Source organism: Bacillus coreaensis, from assembly GCF_050586445.1.
Taxonomy (GTDB): Bacteria; Bacillota; Bacilli; order Bacillales; family Cytobacillaceae; genus Robertmurraya_A; species Robertmurraya_A coreaensis.
The window spans coordinates 145,090-168,055 of the sequence record NZ_JBOCCY010000005.1 but is presented as its reverse complement, the minus strand read 5'-3'; the positions used below and the strand labels follow the sequence as shown (position 1 = coordinate 168,055).

27 protein-coding genes and 1 other annotated feature (1 of these 28 cut by a window edge) are annotated in these 22,966 nt (G+C 37.9%); of the genes, 2 read left to right on the top strand and 25 right to left on the bottom strand.

Features of this window, described 5'->3' with window-relative positions; all coding sequences use genetic code 11:
- Positions 1-2 precede the first annotated feature (2 nt).
- The 6 genes from yqeK to ACQ5H4_RS10040 form a co-directional block, all read right to left on the bottom strand.
- Complete coding sequence (gene yqeK / locus ACQ5H4_RS10065) at positions 3-569, bottom strand: bis(5'-nucleosyl)-tetraphosphatase (symmetrical) YqeK (protein WP_430774799.1); 567 nt, start codon at positions 567-569, stop codon at positions 3-5.
- The gene (locus ACQ5H4_RS10060; RefSeq protein ID WP_430774797.1) at positions 538-1,125 is read right to left on the bottom strand and encodes a nicotinate-nucleotide adenylyltransferase; all 588 of its coding nucleotides are present in this window, start codon (positions 1,123-1,125) and stop codon (positions 538-540) included. Before ACQ5H4_RS10060 ends, yqeK begins: the two co-directional genes overlap by 32 nt.
- A 15-nt stretch (positions 1,126-1,140) precedes the next feature.
- On the bottom strand, positions 1,141-1,431 hold the full coding sequence (yhbY, locus tag ACQ5H4_RS10055; RefSeq protein ID WP_430774796.1) for a ribosome assembly RNA-binding protein YhbY: 291 nt from the start codon (positions 1,429-1,431) through the stop codon (positions 1,141-1,143).
- Positions 1,432-1,433: 2 nt separating this feature from the next.
- Positions 1,434-2,264: a shikimate dehydrogenase gene (gene aroE, locus ACQ5H4_RS10050; RefSeq protein WP_430774795.1), complete on the bottom strand. Its 831-nt coding sequence runs from the start codon at positions 2,262-2,264 to the stop codon at positions 1,434-1,436.
- A 74-nt stretch (positions 2,265-2,338) separates the two neighbouring features.
- Complete coding sequence (gene yqeH / locus ACQ5H4_RS10045; protein WP_430774794.1) at positions 2,339-3,457, bottom strand: ribosome biogenesis GTPase YqeH; 1,119 nt, start codon at positions 3,455-3,457, stop codon at positions 2,339-2,341.
- On the bottom strand, positions 3,445-3,960 hold the full coding sequence (locus tag ACQ5H4_RS10040; RefSeq protein ID WP_340904699.1) for a YqeG family HAD IIIA-type phosphatase: 516 nt from the start codon (positions 3,958-3,960) through the stop codon (positions 3,445-3,447). Before ACQ5H4_RS10040 ends, yqeH begins: the two co-directional genes overlap by 13 nt.
- Positions 3,961-4,239: 279 nt before the next feature.
- Here ACQ5H4_RS10040 and ACQ5H4_RS10035 point away from each other — a divergent pair, with 279 nt between their 5' ends.
- Positions 4,240-4,374, top strand: coding sequence for a sporulation histidine kinase inhibitor Sda (locus ACQ5H4_RS10035; RefSeq protein ID WP_119709206.1), 135 nt, complete (start codon positions 4,240-4,242; stop codon positions 4,372-4,374).
- Between the two features lie 44 nt (positions 4,375-4,418).
- On the opposite strand, the gene ACQ5H4_RS10030 is transcribed toward ACQ5H4_RS10035, so the two are convergent.
- A complete protein-coding gene (locus ACQ5H4_RS10030; protein WP_430774793.1) occupies positions 4,419-5,204 on the bottom strand; it encodes a phosphatidylserine decarboxylase in 786 nt (261 codons plus the stop codon).
- 116 nt (positions 5,205-5,320) lie between these two features.
- Here ACQ5H4_RS10030 and pssA point away from each other — a divergent pair, with 116 nt between their 5' ends.
- Entirely contained in the window at positions 5,321-5,860 is a 540-nt protein-coding gene (gene pssA, locus ACQ5H4_RS10025) for a CDP-diacylglycerol--serine O-phosphatidyltransferase (protein ID WP_430774792.1), read from the top strand.
- A 37-nt stretch (positions 5,861-5,897) separates the two neighbouring features.
- On the opposite strand, the gene ACQ5H4_RS10020 is transcribed toward pssA, so the two are convergent.
- The 18 genes from ACQ5H4_RS10020 to alaS all read right to left on the bottom strand — a co-directional run bounded on the left by ACQ5H4_RS10020 (position 5,898) and on the right by alaS (position 22,886).
- Positions 5,898-7,691 carry a M3 family oligoendopeptidase gene (locus ACQ5H4_RS10020; RefSeq protein ID WP_430774791.1) on the bottom strand — a complete coding sequence of 598 codons (1,794 nt, stop codon included), beginning with the start codon at positions 7,689-7,691 and terminating at the stop codon, positions 5,898-5,900.
- Between the two features lie 108 nt (positions 7,692-7,799).
- On the bottom strand, positions 7,800-7,943 hold the full coding sequence (locus ACQ5H4_RS10015) for a hypothetical protein (protein WP_340904705.1): 144 nt from the start codon (positions 7,941-7,943) through the stop codon (positions 7,800-7,802).
- A 123-nt stretch (positions 7,944-8,066) separates the two neighbouring features.
- Positions 8,067-8,792, bottom strand: coding sequence for an RNA polymerase sporulation sigma factor SigK (gene sigK, locus ACQ5H4_RS10010; RefSeq protein WP_066049924.1), 726 nt, complete (start codon positions 8,790-8,792; stop codon positions 8,067-8,069).
- 564 nt (positions 8,793-9,356) lie between these two features.
- On the bottom strand, positions 9,357-9,497 hold the full coding sequence (locus ACQ5H4_RS10005) for a YrzI family small protein (RefSeq protein WP_391560241.1): 141 nt from the start codon (positions 9,495-9,497) through the stop codon (positions 9,357-9,359).
- A gap of 333 nt (positions 9,498-9,830) precedes the next feature.
- Positions 9,831-10,082 (bottom strand): YrhC family protein, encoded by a 252-nt coding sequence (locus ACQ5H4_RS10000; RefSeq protein ID WP_430774790.1) that lies wholly within the window; start codon positions 10,080-10,082, stop codon positions 9,831-9,833.
- 92 nt (positions 10,083-10,174) lie between these two features.
- On the bottom strand, positions 10,175-10,873 hold the full coding sequence (mtnN, locus tag ACQ5H4_RS09995) for a 5'-methylthioadenosine/S-adenosylhomocysteine nucleosidase (protein ID WP_430774789.1): 699 nt from the start codon (positions 10,871-10,873) through the stop codon (positions 10,175-10,177).
- A gap of 24 nt (positions 10,874-10,897) precedes the next feature.
- The gene (locus ACQ5H4_RS09990; protein WP_430774788.1) at positions 10,898-11,557 is read right to left on the bottom strand and encodes a DUF1510 family protein; all 660 of its coding nucleotides are present in this window, start codon (positions 11,555-11,557) and stop codon (positions 10,898-10,900) included.
- A gap of 107 nt (positions 11,558-11,664) precedes the next feature.
- The gene (locus ACQ5H4_RS09985; protein ID WP_430774787.1) at positions 11,665-13,443 is read right to left on the bottom strand and encodes a peptidoglycan D,D-transpeptidase FtsI family protein; all 1,779 of its coding nucleotides are present in this window, start codon (positions 13,441-13,443) and stop codon (positions 11,665-11,667) included.
- 54 nt (positions 13,444-13,497) lie between these two features.
- A complete protein-coding gene (gene greA, locus ACQ5H4_RS09980; protein WP_160547680.1) occupies positions 13,498-13,974 on the bottom strand; it encodes a transcription elongation factor GreA in 477 nt (158 codons plus the stop codon).
- A 169-nt stretch (positions 13,975-14,143) separates the two neighbouring features.
- Entirely contained in the window at positions 14,144-14,779 is a 636-nt protein-coding gene (udk, locus tag ACQ5H4_RS09975) for a uridine kinase (protein WP_430774786.1), read from the bottom strand.
- A 6-nt stretch (positions 14,780-14,785) separates the two neighbouring features.
- Positions 14,786-16,057 carry a peptidase U32 family protein gene (locus ACQ5H4_RS09970; protein ID WP_430774785.1) on the bottom strand — a complete coding sequence of 424 codons (1,272 nt, stop codon included), beginning with the start codon at positions 16,055-16,057 and terminating at the stop codon, positions 14,786-14,788.
- 29 nt (positions 16,058-16,086) lie between these two features.
- On the bottom strand, positions 16,087-17,016 hold the full coding sequence (locus tag ACQ5H4_RS09965; RefSeq protein ID WP_430774784.1) for a peptidase U32 family protein: 930 nt from the start codon (positions 17,014-17,016) through the stop codon (positions 16,087-16,089).
- Between the two features lie 7 nt (positions 17,017-17,023).
- Positions 17,024-17,662 (bottom strand): O-methyltransferase, encoded by a 639-nt coding sequence (locus tag ACQ5H4_RS09960; protein ID WP_430774783.1) that lies wholly within the window; start codon positions 17,660-17,662, stop codon positions 17,024-17,026.
- Positions 17,663-17,827: 165 nt separating this feature from the next.
- The gene (mltG, locus tag ACQ5H4_RS09955; protein ID WP_430774947.1) at positions 17,828-18,907 is read right to left on the bottom strand and encodes an endolytic transglycosylase MltG; all 1,080 of its coding nucleotides are present in this window, start codon (positions 18,905-18,907) and stop codon (positions 17,828-17,830) included.
- A 214-nt stretch (positions 18,908-19,121) separates the two neighbouring features.
- Positions 19,122-19,409, bottom strand: coding sequence for a DUF1292 domain-containing protein (locus ACQ5H4_RS09950; protein WP_119709219.1), 288 nt, complete (start codon positions 19,407-19,409; stop codon positions 19,122-19,124).
- Between the two features lie 16 nt (positions 19,410-19,425).
- Positions 19,426-19,842 (bottom strand): Holliday junction resolvase RuvX, encoded by a 417-nt coding sequence (gene ruvX / locus ACQ5H4_RS09945; RefSeq protein ID WP_430774782.1) that lies wholly within the window; start codon positions 19,840-19,842, stop codon positions 19,426-19,428.
- 3 nt (positions 19,843-19,845) lie between these two features.
- Positions 19,846-20,115 carry an IreB family regulatory phosphoprotein gene (locus tag ACQ5H4_RS09940; protein ID WP_430774781.1) on the bottom strand — a complete coding sequence of 90 codons (270 nt, stop codon included), beginning with the start codon at positions 20,113-20,115 and terminating at the stop codon, positions 19,846-19,848.
- A 137-nt stretch (positions 20,116-20,252) separates the two neighbouring features.
- Complete coding sequence (gene alaS / locus ACQ5H4_RS09935; protein WP_430774780.1) at positions 20,253-22,886, bottom strand: alanine--tRNA ligase; 2,634 nt, start codon at positions 22,884-22,886, stop codon at positions 20,253-20,255.
- A gap of 49 nt (positions 22,887-22,935) precedes the next feature.
- Positions 22,936-22,966, bottom strand: a binding site (T-box leader) (it continues 181 nt past the right edge of the window).

The following is a 22,966-nucleotide window of genomic DNA, read 5'->3' as shown; positions in this document are numbered from 1 at the left end:
AATCAGTCCTCCTTTAAATGAATGAAATAGTTATACGTTTGGAGCGTTAACGGAAAAACTGCTCGTTTCTTTTTTATTAAGAAAATGATTGAATTTTGAATGGATAATAACAATGCTTCATTCAAATTCTTATCCGCTACCTCTCTAACCTCATCGACACCTGGAAATTCCCTTCCTGGCTCAATGTAATCAGCCACATAAATTATTTTTTCAAGCAATGACATATGCGGCCTACCAGAGGTATGGTAACGAATGGCCTCTAGTACTTCATGATCATGAATACCGACTTCATTCTCCACTAAATAGGCCCCTACTGGAGCATGCCAAAGTTCACTGTTAAAGGAAAGCAGTTCCTCTGGCATTTTTTCACGAAGGATGATTTGCTTCATTTCTTCCTTTGGACGAAACTTAGCATAATCATGAAAGATCGCTGCCAACTCCGCTTGTTTCTCATTTGCTCCATATTTTTTTGCTAGCCTTACCGCGGTTTCTTCTACCCCTAGTGTATGCTTGTAACGATGGTCGGTTAATTGCTCTTTAACAATCTCTAACGCTTTCGCTCGATCCATATAACTGATGCTCCTTTATATATTGTATGACGGAGTCAGGGGTAAGATAATGAATAGTATTCCCATTCTTTACTCTTTCTCTTATTAAACTAGAAGAGACGGCAAATTCCGGAACATCTAAATAGATAACCGGATAACTTGTCTGCAATACGTGTTCTGGTCTTTGCACTCCGACAAAAGTAACAAGTTTCATTAAATCATCAATCTTGTACCATTTGGGTAGATACTCAACCATATCCGCTCCGATAATAAAATAAAACTCTGTACCATCATTTTTTTCTTGGAGAAGTTTCATCGTGTCATACGTATAGGACGGACCACTCCGGTCTAACTCTATTTTTTCAATTTTAAAATGTGCATGATCACTTATTGCCTTTTCAAGCATGGTCACTCGATGGATCGTGCTCGTCCCGCTTGTTGATTTATGCGGTGGCTTTGAATTAGGTATAAACCATATTTCATCTAGCCCTAAGAATTCTAATACCTCGTTTGCAATAAGCAGATGTCCATTGTGGGGCGGATCAAAGGTTCCCCCTAAAATTCCAATTTTCCTCATAAGGACCTCCTCTAGTTAAGGAAGCTGTAATTGTTTATTTTCCTCAGACTCTTTATATAGAACAATGGTTGACCCAATAACTTGAACTAGTTCTGCCTTACAGCCTGACGATAATTTACCTGCTACTTCGTCCTTGTCCTCATCACAATTTTGTAACACACTTATTTTCAAAAGCTCCCTAACCTCTAAGGCCTCATTGATTTGTTTAATCATATTATCGTTCACTCCACCTTTACCTACTTGAAAAATAGGGTTTAGATGATGTGCTTTCGAACGTAAAAATCTTTTCTGCTTACCAGTTAACATCCTTATCCTCCTAATCGGTTTAAAACCAATTTTTCCATTCTTTTTTGGTCCGGGAAAATTCCAGTCCATTTTTTAAATGCTAATGCTCCTTGAAGAACGAACATATCTATTCCGTTTTGCGTACGAGCCCCTTTTTCTTTTGCAAAACGCAAAAATTGAGTTTCAAGTGGGTTGTATATAATATCACTAACAAAACTATTTTCTTTTAAGTTATGTAATGAGAGCGGTTGGCATTCTACATCAGGTGCCATACCAATCGATGTTGTTTGAATGATAATATCATAATCGCCCAACTCTTTCTCAGCTTCCTCACGAAGTAATACGCTAGAGTTAACTGTATATGGACATTGAGCGATTAATTCTGCTGCTTTTTCACTCGTACGATTGGTCACATCTATATTTGTAATCCCCATTGAAGCTAAAGTAAAATAAATGGCTCTTGCAGCCCCACCAGCTCCAACAATAAGAATTCGGTGGTTGAACAAATTTGGAATAATATTCATAATCCCTTTTACTGATCCTTCCCCATCCGTGTTATAACCAACAAGTTCGCCATCCTCATTTACAACTGTATTAACTGCACCAATTGCTTTTGCTAAAGGATCTAAACGATCAAGCATCGGAAGGATATCAACCTTATGTGGAACAGTCACATTAAACCCACTTATTTGAATCGCTTTTAATCCTAGGACCGCTTTCTGTAAGTCTCCTTTTCTCACATGAAGCGCTTGATAATGAGCATCTATATAATAATAGCCAAATAAATCATTGTGCATGGCAGGTGACATCGAATGCGCGATCGGATCCCCTATTACCGCATACAGCTTTTTCAAAAAATTCCCTCTCCCTTATTGTAGCCTAGAGTACTTCATGAGGTTGATCAAGCTGACATACTCAAATAGCTAAATTATATAAGTGATTTTCTAATCATTGCATGAACACCCTTAGGCACATACGCTGCAATCTTCACACCTGGTTCGTTTACCGTTATCCAACCCAGACCTGAAAACACGATATCTGTTTTTTCCTCTTTAATCATAAATTCATGGCGTACGAGTGATGGAAATTCTCCCAATTCATCTGTTCTTGGAGGTGAGAGCATGTCACCCACATGCTTTTTGTATAACTCATCGGCATGATCAAGTTTTGTTCGATGAATATTAATTTCATTAGAAAAATGACAAACAAATGATTGTCTTCCCCCACTAATAAAATCAAATCGTGCAAGTCCTCCGAAAAATAAAGTTTGTCCTTCGTTCAATTGAAAGACTTTTGGCTTTATTTCCTTTTTTGGAGTAATTATTTTCAAATCCTGTTTGCTCACAAAATGAGCCATTTGGTGATGATTGATAATTCCTGGTGTATCAATGAGATGCTTACCGTCAGAAAGTGGAATCTCAATAATATCAAGAGTCGTACCTGGGAAATGAGAAGTCGTAATTACATCCCCTTCTCCCGATACTTCTTTAAGAATACGATTAATAAATGTTGATTTACCAACATTTGTACAACCTACTACATATACATCCTTGCCATTTCGATACTCGTCGATTGCTTCAGCTACTTCACGAACAAAATGACCCTTATGTGCACTCACCAAAAACACATCTTCTGGATGTAGACCGAGTTTTTTTGCTTCTCGCTTCATCCATTGAATAACTTTATTTGGCTTTACAGAATGAGGCAGAAGGTCTACCTTATTTCCAACAAGCAGGATTTTATTCTTCCCTACAAAACGATGTAATCCCGGTAACCAGCTACCGTTAAAGTCAAAAATATCGACAATTTTTACAATCAGTGCATCCGTTTGGGATAATCCATTTAGTATTTTTAAAAAGTCATCATCTGTTAAACTAACATCTTGAATCTCATTGTAGTGTTTTAAACGAAAGCAGCGTTGGCAAATAATAACTTCCTTTTCAATTGCTGATGGAGGCGCATAGCCTAATGCCTCCTTATCCTCTGTTTGGATATTTACCCCACAGCCTATACATGAAAACTGTTCACTCAAACTTAATCCTCCCATACAATCATTCCTTTTTTACGGAACCAATTCAATATTCTCCGCTCAACAAGTCGATTAAACTTGGTCACAAATCCATCTGTTGAGGCAACAGGTACAACAAGAATGGTGTGTAATCCGCTGCGATTACCACCTAGAACATCGGTAAGTAGCTGGTCTCCGATAACCACCGTTTCATCTTTAGATGTTCCCATTTGCTTCATAGCTTTTTTAAAAGCTCTTGCCAACGGCTTACGAGCTTGAAAAATAAAAGGAATATTCAGTGGATCAGAAAAAGCTTTCACTCTTCCTTCATTATTATTAGACACGATGGTCACTATAATATTGTGTTTTTTCATTTCCTCAAACCATTTGATAAGATTCGGTGTTGCATTTGGACGATCCCATTCGACAAGAGTGTTGTCCAAATCAGTTATAATCGCCTTTACACCCTTTTCCTTTAGACTTTCAGGGGTAATTTCAAAAATACTTTTGACATGCTGATCTGGCAAAAACTTTTTAAGCATTTCTTACACCTCATTAAATTAATGAAAATTTTTCGACAAATTTCACGTTCCTTCAACACTGTGGATAACTTTATACACAAAACTCACACTGTCATAAAAAGGAATTACTCTTTTATAAACAAATTAATCACAAGTTATCCACCACAACTTGTGGATAACAGAACGGTTGTTCTGTTTTATTAATTTTGATAGAGTAGGAGTACAGCTACATAGCCTACATATTATGCTGATTCACTATGCATTAGAACCATTCTCATGAAAAGAAAGGTGTGATTTCCATTGCGTAAATTATCGGATGACTTGCTTGTTGAATCCTATTTTAAAGCAAGAGAACTACAGCTAAGCAAAGATTTTATTTATCTAATTGAGACAGAAATACACCGTCGTTCATTAACTCACAAAATCATTGTCTAATAAGCCCTTCTTTGGGCTTTTTTCTTTGCGCTCACAAAACAATATCATGTCTCTTTTAATAACGCAATTCTTTCCCCCACTTTAATAGGAAAAGGAAGCGATTTTTCTATTGTTGATTGAAGGGAGTCTTTCTCAAACAATAAGACGACCGTTGATCCAAATGTAAAATACGCGAGTTCCTGCCCTTTTTCTACATGATCATTCTCATGTGTAACTTCTATTGAGTTTACGAACATGGCTCCCACCTTCACCACTGCTATATGACCCATATGATGCTGGATTTCAGTCACTGTCCGATAATTTTTCGAAAGGGTACTTTTCCCATACTTTAACCCAAGAGAATTCACTGGATATGATTTCTGTCCGAGAGACCAACTGGCTGTAATCCTTCCAGCTACTGGACTATGAATACGATGGTAATGACTCGGGCTTAAGTACAAAACCATGAAGGTACCATGTATGTATTTCTGTAAAAGCACATCATTACCTAGCATCTCTGCAATCGAGTATGTTTTCCCCTTCACCTCAATTAATTTCTGTTCTGAAATAGGACCAACTTCCTCAAGTATGGCATCAACTGGACTAGTAACAGCTTGCAAATCCTGATCAATCGGTCTACTCCCATTCCTGAGCTTTCGTATAAAGAATTCATGAAGTGTGGTGTATTCCTTGAGATTTCCTTCCATTTCCTCCGTATTGATTTGATAGATTCTTGAGAAGTGAGGAACAACATAACGACTGATATTTGATGTAGCAAATCTCTTCAACAGCAATGATGACCATTTGCCATTGGTTAATTCAATCATAAAACGATAAATGGTTTGAAACAATGGATTGACCTCCGTTATGGGAAAATTCTCACTCAATAAACGAATAAAACAAGATAACCAATCATTACTTATAATTAAGATGTTTTTTATCCATTAAATATAGGGGTGAGACATATTTGTTTTTATTAAACGTACTCGATCACACGCTCAAAAAATTAAGGATTCAAACGGCCAATCTTTTAACTTTCTTCAACCTCTTTCTTGGTGGATTCGCAGTGATTGAGAGCCTTAAAGGGAATTTAGATTTGAGCCTTTTACTAATTTTCATTGCCGCTTTCGTTGACCGATTTGATGGAATGGTTGCCCGAAAACTTCATATTGAATCAGAGCTTGGCAAACAATTAGATTCCATGAGTGATATTATATCATTTGGTGTTGCACCTGCACTATTGATTTATCAAGGAATATTATTTGAGTTTAACTTTCCTGGAACATTCTTTACGATTTTTTATATCGCCTGTGGGGCATTTCGGCTTGCTCGCTTTAATATTAGTGAGAATCAAAGCTATTTTACGGGTTTACCGATTACAGCTGCTGGCTGCTTATTGACCTTTAGCTACCTATTTCTGCCGTTCCTACTTCCTGAGATGTTCCTCTTTTTCATTATTATTCTTTCTTTTTTCATGGTTAGTCCTTTCAAATTAAAAAAAATATAGACACAGCCTTAAAAAGCCCGTGTCTATATTGTCTCATTTAAGTTAACGATAAAAATTCCTCAACATCAGCTACACATTGTTGCACTGCTTTTTCCCAAAAATCAGGCTTTGTTAAATCAACATTCAAATGCTTCCAAGCTAATTCCTCTACCGTCATAGATGCTGTATCCTTTAATAGAGCAATGTACTTTTCCTCGTAGCCTTCCCCTTCTTCTAGTGCCTTTGCATAAATCCCTAAAGAGAATAAATAACCAAATGTATAAGGAAAATTATAAAAAGGAACACCTGTGATAAAGAAATGTAGCTTAGAGGCCCAGAACAAAGGATGATATTCAGCTAGTGCCCCACCATATGCCTCTTCCTGTGCTTCTTTCATTAATTGATTTAAACGATCTGTTCCTACTACCCCATTTTTTCTTTCCTCATAGAAACGTGTTTCAAATAGAAAGCGAGCGTGTATATTCATTAATAATGCTACTGAACGCTGTATTTTATCCTCTAATAACGCTAGCTTTTCCTCTGGGTTCCTCGCTTGTTTGACAGAAGCATCAGCTACGATCATCTCTGCAAAGGTCGAGGCAGTTTCTGCTACATTCATCGCATAATTTCTATTTAAATAATGTTGATCTCTCATCGCATATGTATGAAAGCCATGACCTAATTCATGTGCAAGTGTTGAAACATTCGAAGGTGTTCCTGAGAACGTCATAAATATTCTTGACTGATTGCTCTCAGGGAAAAAGGTATGAAAACCACCTGGTGCTTTTCCAGGGCGATCTTCAGCTTCAATCCATTTCTGTTCAAATGCCTTTTTCGCAAAACCAGTCATTTCTTTTCCAAAACGTGAAAAATGCTCAATAATAAATTCAGCACCTTCTTCATATGAAACCTTTGATTCTACCTGACCGATGGGTGCATCTAAGTCATACCAACTTAACCGATCCTTCCCTAGTAACTTCGCTTTTCTCTCTAAAAATGTTACAAAAGGGGCTTTGGCATCGGAAATAACCTGCCACATCGTATCTAATGTTTTCTTCTGCATACGATTTATTTGTAAAGGCTCCCTTAAAACATCCTCCCATTCGCGAAGTTTATAAGTATTTAATCGGAATCCGGCAAGGTGATTGAGAGTTTTCGATAAAAAATCTGCTTTTTCAGACCAGGATTCCTCCCAACCTTCAAAAATGGATTTTCTTACGATGGGATCAGGATGTGAGAACTTGTTGGCTGCCTGCCCAACTGATAATTCCTTTGTTTCGTTTCCTTCTTTAAACGGAACTTTAATCGTTCCAACGATGATATCATATAATTGGCCCCATCCATGATAACCGTCAACGCTTAATGCATTGATGATACTTTCTTCCTCCTGAGAAAGTTTCTCTAACGCATTGATGCGTCTTTCATTTAACACAAACTGCAATTGATGGAGAGCATCTACCTGCAGTAGCTCTTCCCAAATTTGATCGTCGAAAGTAGTTAGTTTTTGATCAAAAACAGTGAGTGCATTTTGTAAACTCGCACTAAGCTCCGTTACTTGCCCACGAAGTTCGCTAACTTTCTTATCATTTGTGTTTTGTGCATGTAAACAGCTAACAAATGCCCCTGCCTGGCGAATCGCTTTCGCAACTCTTTGAAAGAATTCAACGATTTCTGCAATTTGTTCTTGATCTGTTATTTTATTTGATGGCTGCCAGTCTGTTACCCTACTTCGAAACCTTTCAACCTCTTCTTTTGAGCTATGTATGTGATTAAAAAATGCTTGAGAAGAACTTCCCCCTGAATAAAACACTTCAAGGTCCCATACATCATAATAAGTATTACTTTTCGTCATCCCATACCCCTCCTAATCATTGTCTATTTCATTATAAATTTATTTTTCCGGAAACTCTACGAAAAGTTTCGAAAACCGAAAGACCCATCTTAATGATGGGTCCAAAAATTAGTATCTATAACCAGCAAAATACCACCAACCACCGAATATGAGCAACAATACGAACAAAACGATAAGCAGTGCTAAAGCTACTCCTCCGCCACCATAATATGGTGCTTGATAAGCATATGGATAAGGGTAACCGTATGGCATTTTTCTCCCTCCTTTACACTATATCCTACTAATTAATGTATGTTCATTGTCCATATTGGTGTAGGCGGGTGCGGACCTTCCCTACATACAAATAGGCATAGATCTCTCTATGCCTGCAACTTTCTAACTTTGAGAATCACGCTTTCTCTTTTCCTTCTCCGCTCGATAAAATTCATGAAACATCTTCATTAATGCTCTTTTTTCTATTCTTGAAACATAGCTTCTTGATATGCCTAATTCTTTTGCAATCTCTCTTTGCGTTTTTTCCTTTTTTAAATCGAGACCAAATCGACCAACGATTACTTCCTTTTCCCTGTCATCCAGCACGTCAATAAATTCTTTTACCTTTTCAAGCTCCATATTTAGTTGAATGGTTTCAATGACATCCTCAGATTCTGATTTCAAGACATCAATTAATGAGATCTCGTTTCCTTCTTTATCCTGACCAATTGGATCGTGAAGGGACACATCTTTTTTTGTCTTTTTCAAAGCCCGTAAATGCATAAGAATCTCGTTTTCTATACAACGAGCCGCATACGTAGCAAGCTTTGTTCCTTTCCCTTCTGAATAGCTTTCAATGGCTTTAATTAATCCAATTGTTCCAATGGAGATTAAATCCTCTGAATCTTCCCCCGTATTCTCAAACTTCTTGACGATATGAGCGACAAGACGGAGATTATGTTCAATAAGCATATTACGAGCATGAGCATCACCATCTGCCATTAATCGTAAATATTTCTTTTCATCCGCGGATGATAATGGTTGTGGAAACGCATTATTTTTAACATAGGAAACTAAAAATACAATTTCCTTTACTAAATAGCTAAGTGCAGTCAATATACCGGACATTTAATCCACCCCACTTTCAGGACTTTCCCCCATGTTAATACCTATGAAGCGAGGTGGTCGTATTTGTCTGTCCCACTTAATTATATTTAAATAAGGAATAACAATAAAAAAACACCGACGGCGAGGTCGGTGTTTCAAGCTTCTATTCTACGGAAACTTCGGCAGCAATGATACAACCTACAGATCCGCATATAATTAAACCCATAACAATTGCGAACATGTTACCACCCCTTCTCTCCCTTTTGTTACTTCGAATGTACCATATAATTCAGGGTGAAACGGAAAAAGGATGTGAACATTTTGTTACTTCTGAAGCCTTCATAATGCGCTAAGTCACTTAGATCTAAGAGATTTCTCCGGGGGAAGAACTCTTCTTTAGTTTTCTTAAGCGATACATCTCTAGAGATAGCAAAAGTACACGGAGGAACATCTATTTCCCCTCCTCACCATAAATTCGTTAGGTGGTATCTTTCTCCACCCAGAAAACTGCCTTACGATCTTGCATGAAATAAATCATCTTTATTCCCACCTTTCTAAATTTTTTAGTTTGTTATTAACCTCACCTTAAAATAATCGTTGAATCGAAAGCATACGATCGCGAGTAGCTTCATATTGCTTTTTTGCCTTTTCTGCTCGTTCAAATTCAGCAGCTGACACATTACGTTTTTTAATCGTTACTGTTAAGAATAATATATTCAGGGTCATATCTATCACCTCCTTATTTTTGCACACGAAAAAGCCGCAAGGATCCCCCTGCGACTTTTAGGCATATAAAAAGCCGCAAGAGTACATTCTCCATGCGGCTTGAAATGGCATAAGTTATCAATTACTTAAGCAATTCATTCCTAATGGTCGAATGCGTGAAACATTTAGTTGTCTTCTTTTCATTTGCTACAGATAATTTAATCATTTCACTCGACCTCCTTTTTAGAAATTATTGCTTACAGTGGTAATTATATCCACCATTACCACTTATGTAAACCCCTTTTTTATGATTTTCTAAAAAAATAGCCCTCAGGCAGGCTGAGAGCTATCTTTCTATTCATTTATGTCATCAAGCTTTGTTTTTATTTGCTTCGATAAAGTAAAAAAGTAAATAGAACCTGCTAAAAACAGCATAGATGAGCACATCATAATATATAGATCGGTTAGCATTTTTTCACCTGATGGAATGATAACACCTAGATAAAAGAAGCTTCCTACGGCAAGTAAAACAACCGCAAACCTTTTAAAGTCAATCATTTTCTCTTCAAGCATTTTTCCAGTACTGCTATCTTTCACTACACTCACCTGCAACCTTCTCTTGTTCTATGAAACTACTTTATCATAGAACGCTGTGTTAGTGAGGATGTAATTAATAGCAATTTTTCTAAGTTGTTCAATCAGCCTTTAAGCTTTTCAACAATTTTCATTACCAAAGAAGCTGAATGAAGTGCTGCTTTTTCTAAATATTGTTCAAAAGAGACATCTGATTCTTTTCCAGCGATATCAGACAATGAACGAATGATCACAAACGGAATCCCAAATTGATAGGAAACTTGGGCAATAGCCGCTGCTTCCATTTCAACCGCCTGTAAATTAAGAAATTTATCACGGATTGCATCCACACGCTTTGGATCATTCATAAAAGAATCGCCCGTTGCGATTAATCCTTTCACAACTTGCACACTACCAATTTCCTGTGCAGCTGATTCTGCGATCTCAACAAGCCCGGAATTGGCCTCAAACGCTGCAGGAAGCTGTGGTACTTGACCATACTCATATCCAAATGCTGTAACGTCTACATCATGATGGCGAACCTCAGAGGAGATAACAACATCGCCTACATTTAAATCAGGATGAAAGCCTCCTGCTGATCCTGTATTAATAACATAATCAGGTTTGAATCTATCTAGTAGAATCGTTGTGGACATTGCTGCGTTGACTTTCCCTATCCCTGAGCGTAATAGGATTACCTCAGCACCATCCATATTACCTGTGGTAAACTCACATCCAGCAATTGTTTGTTGTTCCTGGTTGCTGATATTCTCTCGTAGTAATGCTACTTCTTCTTCCATTGCACCAATAATTGCGATTTTCACTTATAAAGACCTCTCTCTATTGTTTTATTCTATCGACGCTAATTCTTCCACTAATGCAGGCTTCCAACCTTTCCCATCTACCCACTCAATGGAAACGCGATAGATTTGGGTTCTGTCCTTTGAAAAGACGGTTCCTTTTGATTTATTATGACCATCATTTCCAAGAAACTTGATAGTCATATTAGCCTCTGTCAACCCAGTGGCATATTCAATAGCTGAAACCATCTCATCCCAATCCACACCACTATACACGTTTGTGTGTTCACCTGTTTGGCTCGTTCCGATTGGCTCCCAATTTGGGTTCACAATGGTTTTAACTACATTAGAATCCGCCCCACCTTCTGTCACAATTACTTCTTCGCTATCATTAGAGCTAGCTTCCTCGCTTGACTCTTCATTTGAGGACGAAGAGTCAGAAGTTGAGTCTTCCTCATTCGTTTCAGAGTCAGAGCCTTCTGTCTCTTCCTTTGAAGACTCTTCTCCTTCATTCGCTTCATTTGAGGCTTCTACATTTTGTTCCTGTTCTGTTTCTGTCGCAGCTTTATCATCGTTTCCCAAAAAAATAACCCCTGAAACAACAATAATTAAAACCAATACTATTCCAATGAGACCATTTAAAATCAGATTTGTTTTACGACGCTTCGACCTTTGATTAAACCTTGATTGTTGAAAATCATCTTGCATCATACGAACCTCCTAGACCTCTTTTGAACATCCTTTTAAGAGCGAACTCGCTATACATTCTACCATTTAACCAGGAAATCGAAAAGGACAATCAAGTTACAAATACATTAACGTTTCGACAGAGGCTCATTTTGATCAAAGTTATATAAGTTTTTTACCATATCGGCAAATAATCCGTTTACTCCTCCTTCATCTCCATAAACCCCTAAATTTACTGTTACTAAAGCGTATTTAGGATTATCATATGGGAAATAACCAGCAAACCATTTATTATGCAATTGTTTCTCATCTTTAAAAATTCCCGTTTCGGCTGTTCCTGATTTCCCAGCAACAGCATATGGCAATTCTTGAAACCATCTCCCCGTTCCATTTTCATTTACAACCACTTCACGCAATAATTTTTGAAGCTTCATTGCGGTATAAGGAGAAATGGATTCTCCAGGTAGAGCTTGCTTTTCGAAAGGAAGTAGTGAGTTCCCGTTTTTGTACTCCACTTCTGAAACGACTCTGACACTCTCCCTTACTCCACCTTTCGCAATGGTCCCCATCATATTGGCAACGGCAAGTGGTGTTGCACGTACTTCATGCTGGCCGATTCCTGTCAAAGCAACAAAGTTCTTATCATTTTTAGCATCCTCTGATAAAAACACACGACCTTTTTGTTCTTCTTGAAGTTGCCTAAAATTAGAGAAATGATAGATATCACCATTCCAGCCAACAGAACCTACGAGAGATAATTTATTCGCGTATTCCTCGAGTATATTAGGGTCAATTTCCTTTAATTCCTTTGCAATCGTACCAAAAGTATTGTTACAACTTCTTGCAAAGCTATCCGTAAAGTTTAACATACCATGATCATACACTAAGTCCGGTTGACCATTTATTTTTTTACTACAATCGTACATTCGAGTGGGAAGGTCAAGTTCATAATCAATGGCGGCTCCAGCCACTACGGTTTTAAAAACAGACCCAACAATTTGCTCAGAAATCATCATATTCTTAAGACCATTTGAACCATCCTCAAACGGCTTTTCCTTGTTAATGAAGGGTCTAGATACCATAGCAAGGACAGAGTTCGTCTCTAAGTCTAGAAGGACAAGTCCCCCTTTACTGATTTGATATTGATCAACTAGATTTTCAGCCATTTCCTGAATATCTTTATCTATCGTTGTTTTAATATTGACTGGATAGAAAGGATTGGCTGGTTCCACATATTTCACATCAATTCCAAACAATGGTCCACCCTTTGCATCAACATGATAAATAAGCTTGGAATTTCCATCAGGAAGCAAAAATTCATCGAAGCTTTTTTCTAATCCAGTTAACCCAATCACGGTCTGTTCTAATAAGTCTTTATCAGGATATCGTTTTTGTAATTCAGCTGTATTTTGTCCCGTAATACCGATAAGTTGCTCAGCTGGATATTCAGTTAAGGCGTACTTTCTTTCTACAGCAAACACACCTGGTATTTTCAGAGCATTAATTTGCTCCATTTGTTCTTCTGTTAGTTTCAATGGGTTTGGATCACCATAAGCGAAAGGATCTTCCGCTTGTTTCACTCTGTATTCAATTGATTCCACAGGAACATTTATTATGTCTGCAATCTGTTCACTATCCCACTCCATATTCTTTAAGAAAGGAAAAAGGATGAGAACCGGAATCTTACGGTGAACAAGTGACTCTCCATCGCGATCAAGAAACCCACCTCTTCCATTATCAATCACCATTTGCTGTGAGCGTTGAACGACACTTGCCTCAAGAAGATTAATGTTATGTGTTGTAAAGTTTTCTGTTGAAACGAGCTGCACTTGAACAAGCCTTCCTATTAAGAGACTAATTGCTGTTATACAAATAATTAACAATACCACTGCCCGTTTTCTCCACATAATAAAAAACACCTCGTCAAAAGTGTTGACGAGGTTTTCTTATTTCAAACCAATTTACTTAATATTTGTAATACGAACATTCATTTCTCCACCAGGCGTTTGAACCGTTACTTCGTCTCCAACCTTCTTACCCATCAAGCTTTTGGCAATTGGAGAATCGTTTGAGATTTTGCCTTCAAATGGATCTGCTTCTGCACTTCCAACGATTGAATACGTTTCCTCGTCGCCTCCAGGAAGCTCAATAAACGTAACAGAGCGGCCTAAAGCAACCGCATCGGTAGCCAGCTCATCCTCTTTAATAATCTTTGCATTTCTTATCATATTTTCAAGCGTTGTAATACGACCTTCAACAAATGCTTGTTCTTCTTTTGCTGAGTCATACTCCGAGTTCTCAGATAAGTCTCCGAAGCTACGAGCAATTTTAATACGCTCTACAACTTCTTTACGTTTTACTGATTTTAAATGTTCTAATTCTTGCTCTAATTTTTCTTTACCAGCTAAAGTCATCGGGAAAACCTTTTCTGTTGCCAAAACCCTTCACTCCTTCTAGTTTCACAACCCCCAAATAGATTGTGTATTCATCTTATGTAGTTATTTCTTACGGTAAATGCATAGGAGCGCGTCCTTATGAAAAGGGCGCGCATGAAACGTCCACCTGGACTTATTTTGGGAAACATTTGCATTACTGCTTTTTATTGTTTCATAAAAATGATTTTTGTTCAAGAATTGTTTGAATTTTTGTGACCATCAAATCAATTGCGACAAAATTATGCCCACCTTCAGGAATAATAATATCAGCATAACGTTTCGTTGGTTCAATAAATTGATTATGCATTGGCCTTACTACATTTACATACTGGTCAATGACTGAATCCATTGAGCGCTCGCGTTCTTTAATGTCTCTTACCAATCGTCTAATAATACGAAGGTCTGCATCTGTATCTACGTATAACTTAATATCCATTAAGTTACGAAGTCTTTCGTCTTCTAATACGAGAATCCCTTCAAGAATAATTACATCCTTGGGCTCAACACGAATGACATCACTCGAACGGGTATGAACACTATAGTCATACACAGGCTTATCAATCGCATCATAGCGGAGAAGTCTTTCAATATGCTCAATTAGCAAATCATTGTCAAATGCTAGCGGGTGGTCATAATTCGTCTTTAGACGCTCCTCAAAAGGTAAATGCGATTGGTCTTTATAATAAAAATCTTGCTCAAGCATTAAAATTGAATGCCCTTTAAACGACTCGTATATAGATTTTGTTACGCTCGTTTTCCCGGAGCCGGAGCCACCGGCTACACCAATAACAACGGGTTTGCGCTTCATGCTAGTTTAAATCTCCTTCCGCATCATGTTGTTTGGGGAAACCGGCTTGTCTAATTTGAACTTTACGATTTGCATTGGATGTCTTGCTGCATCCAGCTCATTGCCATCCTCATCCCAAATTTTTTCAACAACAGTTGTAAAGTTCTCAATTTCAGGTCCAAAAAACTCTACTTCTTGACCAGGCTTAAAGTAGTTTCGCTGCTGAAGTGTTACCATTTGATTTTCCGCATCATAGTCTAACACCAATCCAGCAAAGTCAAAAGTTGTCTTTTTGCTATGATTTCCAAACATCTGCTCTTTATACCCAGGAACGCCTTCAAAGAAAGCAGGAGCTGTATCACGGTTTGCACATTTATCAAGTTCTACTAACCATTCTTTTTGAATAACAAAGTTCTCAGGGTCCGCACAATAAGCATCAATCACTTTACGGTATACACTAACAACGGTTGCCACATAGTGAATGGACTTCATACGACCTTCGATTTTCAAACTATCAATACCGAGCTCTATCATTTGAGGAATAGACTCAATTAACTTAAGATCCTTAGGGCTCATCGCAAACGGTGCATCCCCTTCGCTAAATTGAGCTACTTCCTCTTGTTGATCAAGCTCATACAGGTCATAATCCCATCGGCAAGACTGACAGCATCCACCACGGTTTGAGTCACGAGCTGTCATATGATTACTTAATGTGCAGCGTCCAGAGTATGCGATACACATTGCACCATGGATGAATGTTTCAATTTCGATATCGACTTTTTCTTTCATTTCTCTAATTTCTTCCGCACTCGTTTCACGTGCTAGTACCACACGTTCTAATCCTTCTTCCTTCCAGAATTGGACCGCTTTCCAATTGGATAAAGACTGCTGAGTACTTAAATGCACTTCAATTTCAGGCGCTAATCGGCGGCATGTTTCTATAATAAGAGGATCAGCAACAATAATACCTGCAATCCCAGCTCCTTTTAAACCAAGAATATATTCTTCTAATCCATCAATATTTTCATTATGAGCAAAAATATTTGTTGTTACATAAATCTTCGCACCATATTTCTTAGCAAACTCTACTCCCTCTTTCATTTCATCAAAAGTAAAGTTCCCTGCGTTTGAGCGAAGTCCGTATTCTTGTCCACCGATAAATACTGCATCTGCCCCGTATTGGACAGCAATTTTTAATTTCTCTAGATTTCCAGCAGGTGCAAGTAATTCTGGTTTTTTTACAATTACTCGCTTTCCATTCACAATCTTTGAAATTTTATCGTTTAATACGATAGACATCTTTTTTCCCTCCTTAACACATGGTTTTATTAATAAACGGTCTCCTTGAAGAAAAATCCAGTATCTAATGGACGATTCTTTGGCTGAATCTTTTCAACTTCCTGTAATAAGTCGTCCTTTACTTCTTCGTACTTCTCAGGATCTTCGACAGACAGATCAATTGCTTTTCGATATAGTTCTGTTACTTTTAGAATGTATTCCGATGTTTGTAAAACACCATCAATTTTCAGAGAATCCACTTCTGCTTCAATGAGCTCTGTTAGCTCATCAATCATACACATATCATTAGGACTCATAATATGTGTTCCGTTCGCATCCTCAAAAATCGGATATTTGTTTTCTCTTTCCTTGTCGTGAAGGAACATGTTCGCATTTTGAACGCGATTTTCAACCTCTAGTGCTTTACCTTGATACTCATAATAGTTCCCTAGTAGTGAACGTTTGGATTGGAACATGGCTGTCATCCCGTGAATCTGTACCTCAATCTCCACGTCAGCATGTTCTTTCATTTCGACAATCGCATCCATATTGATTTCTCTAGCTAGGACCGCACGCTTAGCCCCTTTTCTACCCCAATAGTTACATGTATACCAGTTCGTTGCAGTTGTTTCTGTATTCCAATGAAGCGGCATGTCAGGTGCAGCCTCTTTCGCTACCATTAAAACTGCTGGATCACCGAAGATAATTGCATCCACGCTTGCTTCTTTTACAAACCTTACATAGTCATATAAAGCGTCTATGCTTTCATTGTGGAAGATCGCATTCATTGCTACATACACTTTTTTTTGAAAAGAATGGGCAATTTCTACCGCTTTCTTTACATCTTCTCTTGAAAATTCTCCAGCTAAACGAAGACCAAAGCGTTCCTCTCCGATCACCAAAGCGTCCGCTCCAGCTTTACATAATGCTTCTATATCTCCAATTGTTTTTGGTGTGACTAATAGTTCTGGTTTTTTCATTTTCTCTTCACCTCTTTTTACTAATTGCTACTCCATCGCCAACGGGAATAATGACCGAATCGTATTCTGCATGTTCCATTAGCCATTGATTAAAATCTTTTATTTTTGTAACCATGCTTCTTAGTCTTTTACTCTCAATTGTATCCTCACAGACTAGTCCTTTAAACAAGACGTTATCAGTTATGATTATTCCTTTGTCTCCTAAATACTTTGAATATATCTCAAAGAACTTCTTGTATTGCCCTTTGGCTGCATCAATAAAAATGGCATCAAAAGAACCATATTGTTCAATAAGGAACTCTACTTCTAGCGCATCACCCTTAATGATCGAAATTTGGTGTTCTTTATTTGCACGTTTAATAAATTCCTCCGCAACCGTATAACGCTCACTGTCCCGCTCAATAGTGACGATGTTCGTTTCAGGAAGAACAGTGGCCATTCGAAGGGCAGAATATCCAATAGCTGTACCAACCTCTAGAATCTTTTTGGGTTGAGCAATTCTAAGTATTTGAAGAATCGTTTCGATTCCTGACAACTCCATAATGGGAACATGATGAGCTTTCGCATATTGCTCCATTTCTTCGAGTAGTTCTGATCTATTTATAATGAGCTCTTCTATATAAGAATGCAGCTTCTCCGTTTCCAAGCTGCGTCACCTCTTTTGTTTAGACATGAAAAAATAGCGTTCACAGCAATTCACAGGGATTCAGCACAGCTAAATATGAACTTCTGTGGTTGACGCTATTTAAAAACACTTGAACTATTCTATCATAATAAAAGGAGAAATGCGAACATTTCTCCTTGAAGCAGATCAATTGATGTGCTCGGCTTTTTTTGCATTATGCTCTTCAAGTGTTTTCGAGAATAATACATCACCAGATGCCGTTGCTAAAAAGTATAGGAAGTCCGTCTCAGCAGGATGTAAAACAGCTTCAATTGATACAGTACCTGCATTGGCTATTGGGCCTGGTGTTAAGCCTTGATACTTGTAAGTATTGTATGGATCATCAATTTCCAAATCCTTATACAATACCTTGTCCTTATGTTCTCCATGAGCATATAAAACGGTAGGATCTGTCTGTAAAGGCATCCCCGTATCTATGCGATTATAAAAGACACTGGCAATTTGATCACGCTCAAGTTTCTCAGTTGCTTCCTCTTCTACTAATGAGGCAAATGTTAATAGTTGGTGAGCAGTATATTGCCTTACAGCCATATCCCCTTCATACTGACTAATTACCTTTTCCGTCTGATCTAGCATGGCCATAATAATTTCTTCGATTTTTGTGTCTTCTTTATAGAAAGGATATGTTGCAGGGAACAAATAGCCTTCTAATGGGAATTTGACATTTTCTGCAAGAATTTCCTCTGTTAATACATCAGGGTATTTATTCATAAGTGCTTGTATGAATTCTCGGTCATTTAATTTTGTAAATACATCTTCTTCTGTATGATTTGTTTTTTCTGCTATGATTTTTGCAATTTCTTTTAGCTGTTTTCCTTCAGGGATGGTAATTTGAAACACCACTTCTTGCTCCACTTTACCTGTTTTTAAGCTTTCAATGATACTTGGCAAAGTCATTGATGGTGATAGTTCATAGTTACCAGCCATAAACCCTGACTCGTTCTTAAACTTGACAAAGTATTTAAATACACGTGCATCTTTAATAATTCCATGTTCCTCTAATATGTTTGCAATACCAGTAACTGATGAACCGATTGGAATTTCTACTGTCATTTCCTTTTTATTCTCTGGATCTACAGGTTTTAGTGCTGATTTAATATAAAAATATCCGCCGCCAGCCGTAATTGCTACCAGCAGGAACAATACGATTGAAATAGTAAAGACAATTTTCCTTACGACTTTTGCTTCGCCTTCCCTCTCAATCATCTTTTCTCGGATTATTGCCTTTTTATTAGGTTTGTTACCTGTATTCTCTTTCTTTTTCTTCTCTTCCGTTGACAAAGTTCCCCCTCCAATTCACAGGGCTCATACATACTATTCCCTTATAACTATTCTCGAATCATTATACTATATTTTTCGACAATAGAAGTAGAAATTTGCAAAAAAAGGCGGATAGCCTATGCCATCCGCCTTTAACTTTCTATTCTTCATCTTGCTCTTCTAAAAATGTATTTAACATTTCTTCGATTAGGTCCCATTCTTCATCTGTCTCGATAGGCATTAACTCACCATCATTATTATCTTCGGTTGGAACGAAAGCAGACGCATGAATTTCAATTTCTTCATCGTCGTTTTCATCTGCACCAATAGGATAATACAGAACATAAGACTTACCAAACTCATCAGAATCGAAGGTAAAAAGCACCTCACAAAGTTGCTCGTTACCATCCTCATCAATTACTGTAATATTGTTTTCTCCATGTTGCATTGAAAATCACCTCAAGTTATTTTTGACTATCTAAAAAGCCTTGTAAGATCATACCTGCTGCCATTTTGTCGATTACTTTTTTACGTTTTTTCCTACTAACATCCGCTTCTAGTAACACACGTTCCGCAGCAACCGTAGTTAGACGCTCGTCCCATAGGAATACAGGCAAGGAAAATCTCTTTTCTAGCTCACTTGCGTAAAATTGACTCGCTTCGCCTCTAGGTCCAATGGTTCCGTTCATGTTTTTAGGCAGCCCTACTACTATTTTTCCTACTTCATACTTTTCTATTATTTGACCAATCTGATCAAAACCAAACATTCTTTCATCTTCATTAATTTTTATCGTTTCTAATCCTTGCGCTGTCCAGCCAAATTCATCACTAAGCGCAACGCCGACCGTTTTACTACCGACGTCAAGACCGAGAATTCGCATACGTTAAGAGCCCTCTCGTTGTGTTTTTAAATAGCTTTTGACAAGCTCCTCAATAATTTCATCTCGTTCTAGCTTTCGAATAATGTTACGAGCATCACGATGACGAGGAATATAAGCAGGATCTCCAGAAAGCAGGTAACCTACAATTTGATTAATCGGATGATATCCTTTTTCTTGAAGAGCTTCATGTACTTGAAAAAGGACTTCCTTCACGTCATGTTCAATTGGCTCTTCTGGAAAACTAAACCTCATTGTTTTATCAAATGTACTCATTCTATTGCACCTCGCTTTATCTAGTAATCGCTGGCTAACAATTGATCTCAGGTAGATGTATCTATCATCAAATCTATCCAATGGAAGAAATATTTAGTAGTCTAATCTACTTCATTTTACACTACTTTTCTTGAATATCAAACGGATTTGACCCATTCCTCTACAAAACTTAGTGCGGAATCCAGCTTTCCAGCATCTTTTCCTCCTGCTTGGGCCATATCTGGACGTCCACCACCGCTGCCTCCGCAAATAGTAGCAACTTCTTTAATAATTTTCCCGGCATGATAGCCTTTTTCAATTAAGTCTTTTGTTACACCGGCAATTAAGTTTACCTTTTCATCGTTTACACTTCCAAGTACGATTACAGCAGAGCCAAGCTTTTGCTTCAAATCATCCACCATGTTACGTAGTCCGTTCATATCAGCACCTTGAATTCGAACAGCCAGAACTTGAACACCATTCACTTCTTTTACATTATTAACCAAATTCCCTGCTTCAATATTCCCCAGCTTAGCTGCTAAAGACTCATTTTCTTTTTGAAGCTGTTTTTGTTCACTTAACATTGCATCAATTCTAGATGGTACATCTTTTAGATTCGTTTTTAACTTTCCTGCCGCATCTTTTAAAATCTGGATTTGACTATGCATTTGCTTAAATGCACCTTCCCCCGTCACCGCTTCTATACGACGAGTTCCTGCTCCAATTCCACTTTCAGATACAATTTTAAAGAGACCAATGACCGAAGTATTTGAAACATGGCAACCACCACATAGTTCTAAACTATAATCTCCTACTTGAACCACACGTACGATATCACCATATTTTTCACCAAATAGTGCCATAGCTCCCATCTCTTTTGCCTCAGCAATTGCCTTATAGTCTGTTTGAACAGATAGAGATTGCCAAATTTTTTCGTTTACAATCTTTTCTATTTCTTCTAATTCTTCTGGTTTTACTTGTCCAAAATGAGAAAAGTCAAAACGAAGTCTATCTTGTTCTACTAGAGAACCGGCTTGGTTTACATGTGTTCCAAGAACATCTTTTAGTGCTTGATGTAATAAATGGGTTGCCGTATGATTCTTAATAATTTTCCCTCTATTGTTCTCATCAACAACCGCAACTACCTGGTCATTTACCTGCAATTCACCAGATTCAATCCGTACACGATGAAGGTTTTGTCCGTTTGGTGCCTTTTGCACGTCTTTTACCGCTGCTTTTACACCATTGCTCAAAAGTATACCAAGGTCGGCAATTTGCCCACCGCTCTCAGCGTAGAATGGAGTAACATCTAGTATTAATTGGATTTCTTCTCCTTCACTTGCCTTGTCGATTTTCACACCATTTTGTACGATAGCAAGAACCTTTGATTCAACCTGTAACTGATCGTAACCAACAAACTTACTTTCTACTTTAATCTCACCAAGTTCTCCACCTTGAACCTGCATAGAATCTACATCTTGTCTTGCTTTACGTGCACGCTCACGCTGAAGCTCCATTTCACTCTCAAAACCTGCGTGGTCAACCTTCATTCCCTCTTCTTCACCATACTCCTCTGTTAATTCTACAGGGAAGCCGTATGTGTCATAAAGACGGAAAACGTCTGCGCCCTGAATCGTATCGCTTCCAGCTTCTTTCTCTTTTTTGATAACAGCTGCGAGAATTTGAAGCCCCTCATTCAGAGTCTCATGGAATCTTTCTTCTTCATTCTTTATCACCTTTTGGATAAAGTCGGTTTTATTCTTTACTTCTGGGTAAAAATCAACCATGATTTCCCCAACAACAGGAACTAGTTCAAACATGAATGGACGGTTGATGTTAATTTGCTTAGCATAACGTACCGCTCTACGAAGTAATCTTCTTAACACATACCCTCGTCCCTCATTGGAAGGTAGTGCGCCGTCACCAATAGCAAAAGCAACGGTACGAATATGGTCAGCAATGACTTTAAATGCCACATCTGACTCTTTACCATTCCCATACTTTGCCCCAGAAATCTCTTCTGTTGCACGAATAATTGGCATAAATAAATCAGTATCAAAATTAGTAGGAACATTTTGAACAACTGAAGCCATTCTTTCAAGTCCCATTCCTGTATCAATATTTTTCTTTGGAAGTGGAGTATATGTACCATCCGGATTATGATTAAATTCCGAGAAAACTAAGTTCCAAACCTCTAAATATCTATCATTTTCCCCTCCTGGATATAACTCTGGATCACTTTCATCACTTCCATATTCAGGTCCACGATCATAGAAAATTTCCGTATTTGGTCCACTTGGTCCTTCGCCGATATCCCAGAAGTTCCCCTCTAAACGAATAATTCTCTCTTCCGGCACCCCAATTTCTTTTCTCCAAATGTCAAACGCTTCGTCATCTTCTGGATGAATCGTAACGGAAAGCTTCTCCTTGTCAAACCCAACCCATTTTTCATCTGTCAAAAATTCCCAAGCCCAATGAATCGCTTCTACTTTGAAGTATTCTCCAATAGAGAAGTTCCCAAGCATCTCAAAAAACGTATGATGTCTTGCTGTTTTTCCAACGTTTTCAATATCGTTCGTCCGAATAGATTTCTGTGCATTTGTGATTCTTGGATTATCAGGTATGACTCGTCCATCAAAATATTTTTTTAGCGTCGCTACCCCACTGTTAATCCATAGCAAAGATGGATCATCATGAGGAACAAGTGGAGCACTTGGTTCCACTGCATGTCCTTTTTCTTTAAAAAAGTCTAAATACATTTTACGAATTTCTGAGCCTGTAAGCTTCTTCATTTATTTTCCCTCCAACATTTTTTTCAACAAAAAAAGCCCTTCATCCCAAAACAGGGACGAGGAGCTTGCTCGCGGTACCA

Coding starts and splice junctions, on each gene's coding strand:
- yqeK (WP_430774799.1), bottom strand. CDS start 569: ATGGATCGAGCGAAAGCGTTAGAGATTGTTAAAGAGCAATTAACCGAC.
- ACQ5H4_RS10060 (WP_430774797.1), bottom strand. CDS start 1,125: ATGAGGAAAATTGGAATTTTAGGGGGAACCTTTGATCCGCCCCACAAT.
- yhbY (WP_430774796.1), bottom strand. CDS start 1,431: ATGTTAACTGGTAAGCAGAAAAGATTTTTACGTTCGAAAGCACATCAT.
- yqeH (WP_430774794.1), bottom strand. CDS start 3,457: ATGGGAGGATTAAGTTTGAGTGAACAGTTTTCATGTATAGGCTGTGGG.
- ACQ5H4_RS10040 (WP_340904699.1), bottom strand. CDS start 3,960: ATGCTTAAAAAGTTTTTGCCAGATCAGCATGTCAAAAGTATTTTTGAA.
- ACQ5H4_RS10020 (WP_430774791.1), bottom strand. CDS start 7,691: ATGACGAAAAGTAATACTTATTATGATGTATGGGACCTTGAAGTGTTT.
- ACQ5H4_RS10015 (WP_340904705.1), bottom strand. CDS start 7,943: ATGCCATACGGTTACCCTTATCCATATGCTTATCAAGCACCATATTAT.
- sigK (WP_066049924.1), bottom strand. CDS start 8,792: ATGTCCGGTATATTGACTGCACTTAGCTATTTAGTAAAGGAAATTGTA.
- ACQ5H4_RS10005 (WP_391560241.1), bottom strand. CDS start 9,497: ATGACCCTGAATATATTATTCTTAACAGTAACGATTAAAAAACGTAAT.
- ACQ5H4_RS09990 (WP_430774788.1), bottom strand. CDS start 11,557: ATGCAAGATGATTTTCAACAATCAAGGTTTAATCAAAGGTCGAAGCGT.
- ACQ5H4_RS09985 (WP_430774787.1), bottom strand. CDS start 13,443: ATGTGGAGAAAACGGGCAGTGGTATTGTTAATTATTTGTATAACAGCA.
- udk (WP_430774786.1), bottom strand. CDS start 14,779: ATGAAGCGCAAACCCGTTGTTATTGGTGTAGCCGGTGGCTCCGGCTCC.
- ACQ5H4_RS09970 (WP_430774785.1), bottom strand. CDS start 16,057: ATGTCTATCGTATTAAACGATAAAATTTCAAAGATTGTGAATGGAAAG.
- ACQ5H4_RS09965 (WP_430774784.1), bottom strand. CDS start 17,016: ATGAAAAAACCAGAACTATTAGTCACACCAAAAACAATTGGAGATATA.
- mltG (WP_430774947.1), bottom strand. CDS start 18,907: ATGATTGAGAGGGAAGGCGAAGCAAAAGTCGTAAGGAAAATTGTCTTT.
- ACQ5H4_RS09950 (WP_119709219.1), bottom strand. CDS start 19,409: ATGCAACATGGAGAAAACAATATTACAGTAATTGATGAGGATGGTAAC.
- ruvX (WP_430774782.1), bottom strand. CDS start 19,842: ATGCGAATTCTCGGTCTTGACGTCGGTAGTAAAACGGTCGGCGTTGCG.
- ACQ5H4_RS09940 (WP_430774781.1), bottom strand. CDS start 20,115: ATGAGTACATTTGATAAAACAATGAGGTTTAGTTTTCCAGAAGAGCCA.
- alaS (WP_430774780.1), bottom strand. CDS start 22,886: ATGAAGAAGCTTACAGGCTCAGAAATTCGTAAAATGTATTTAGACTTT.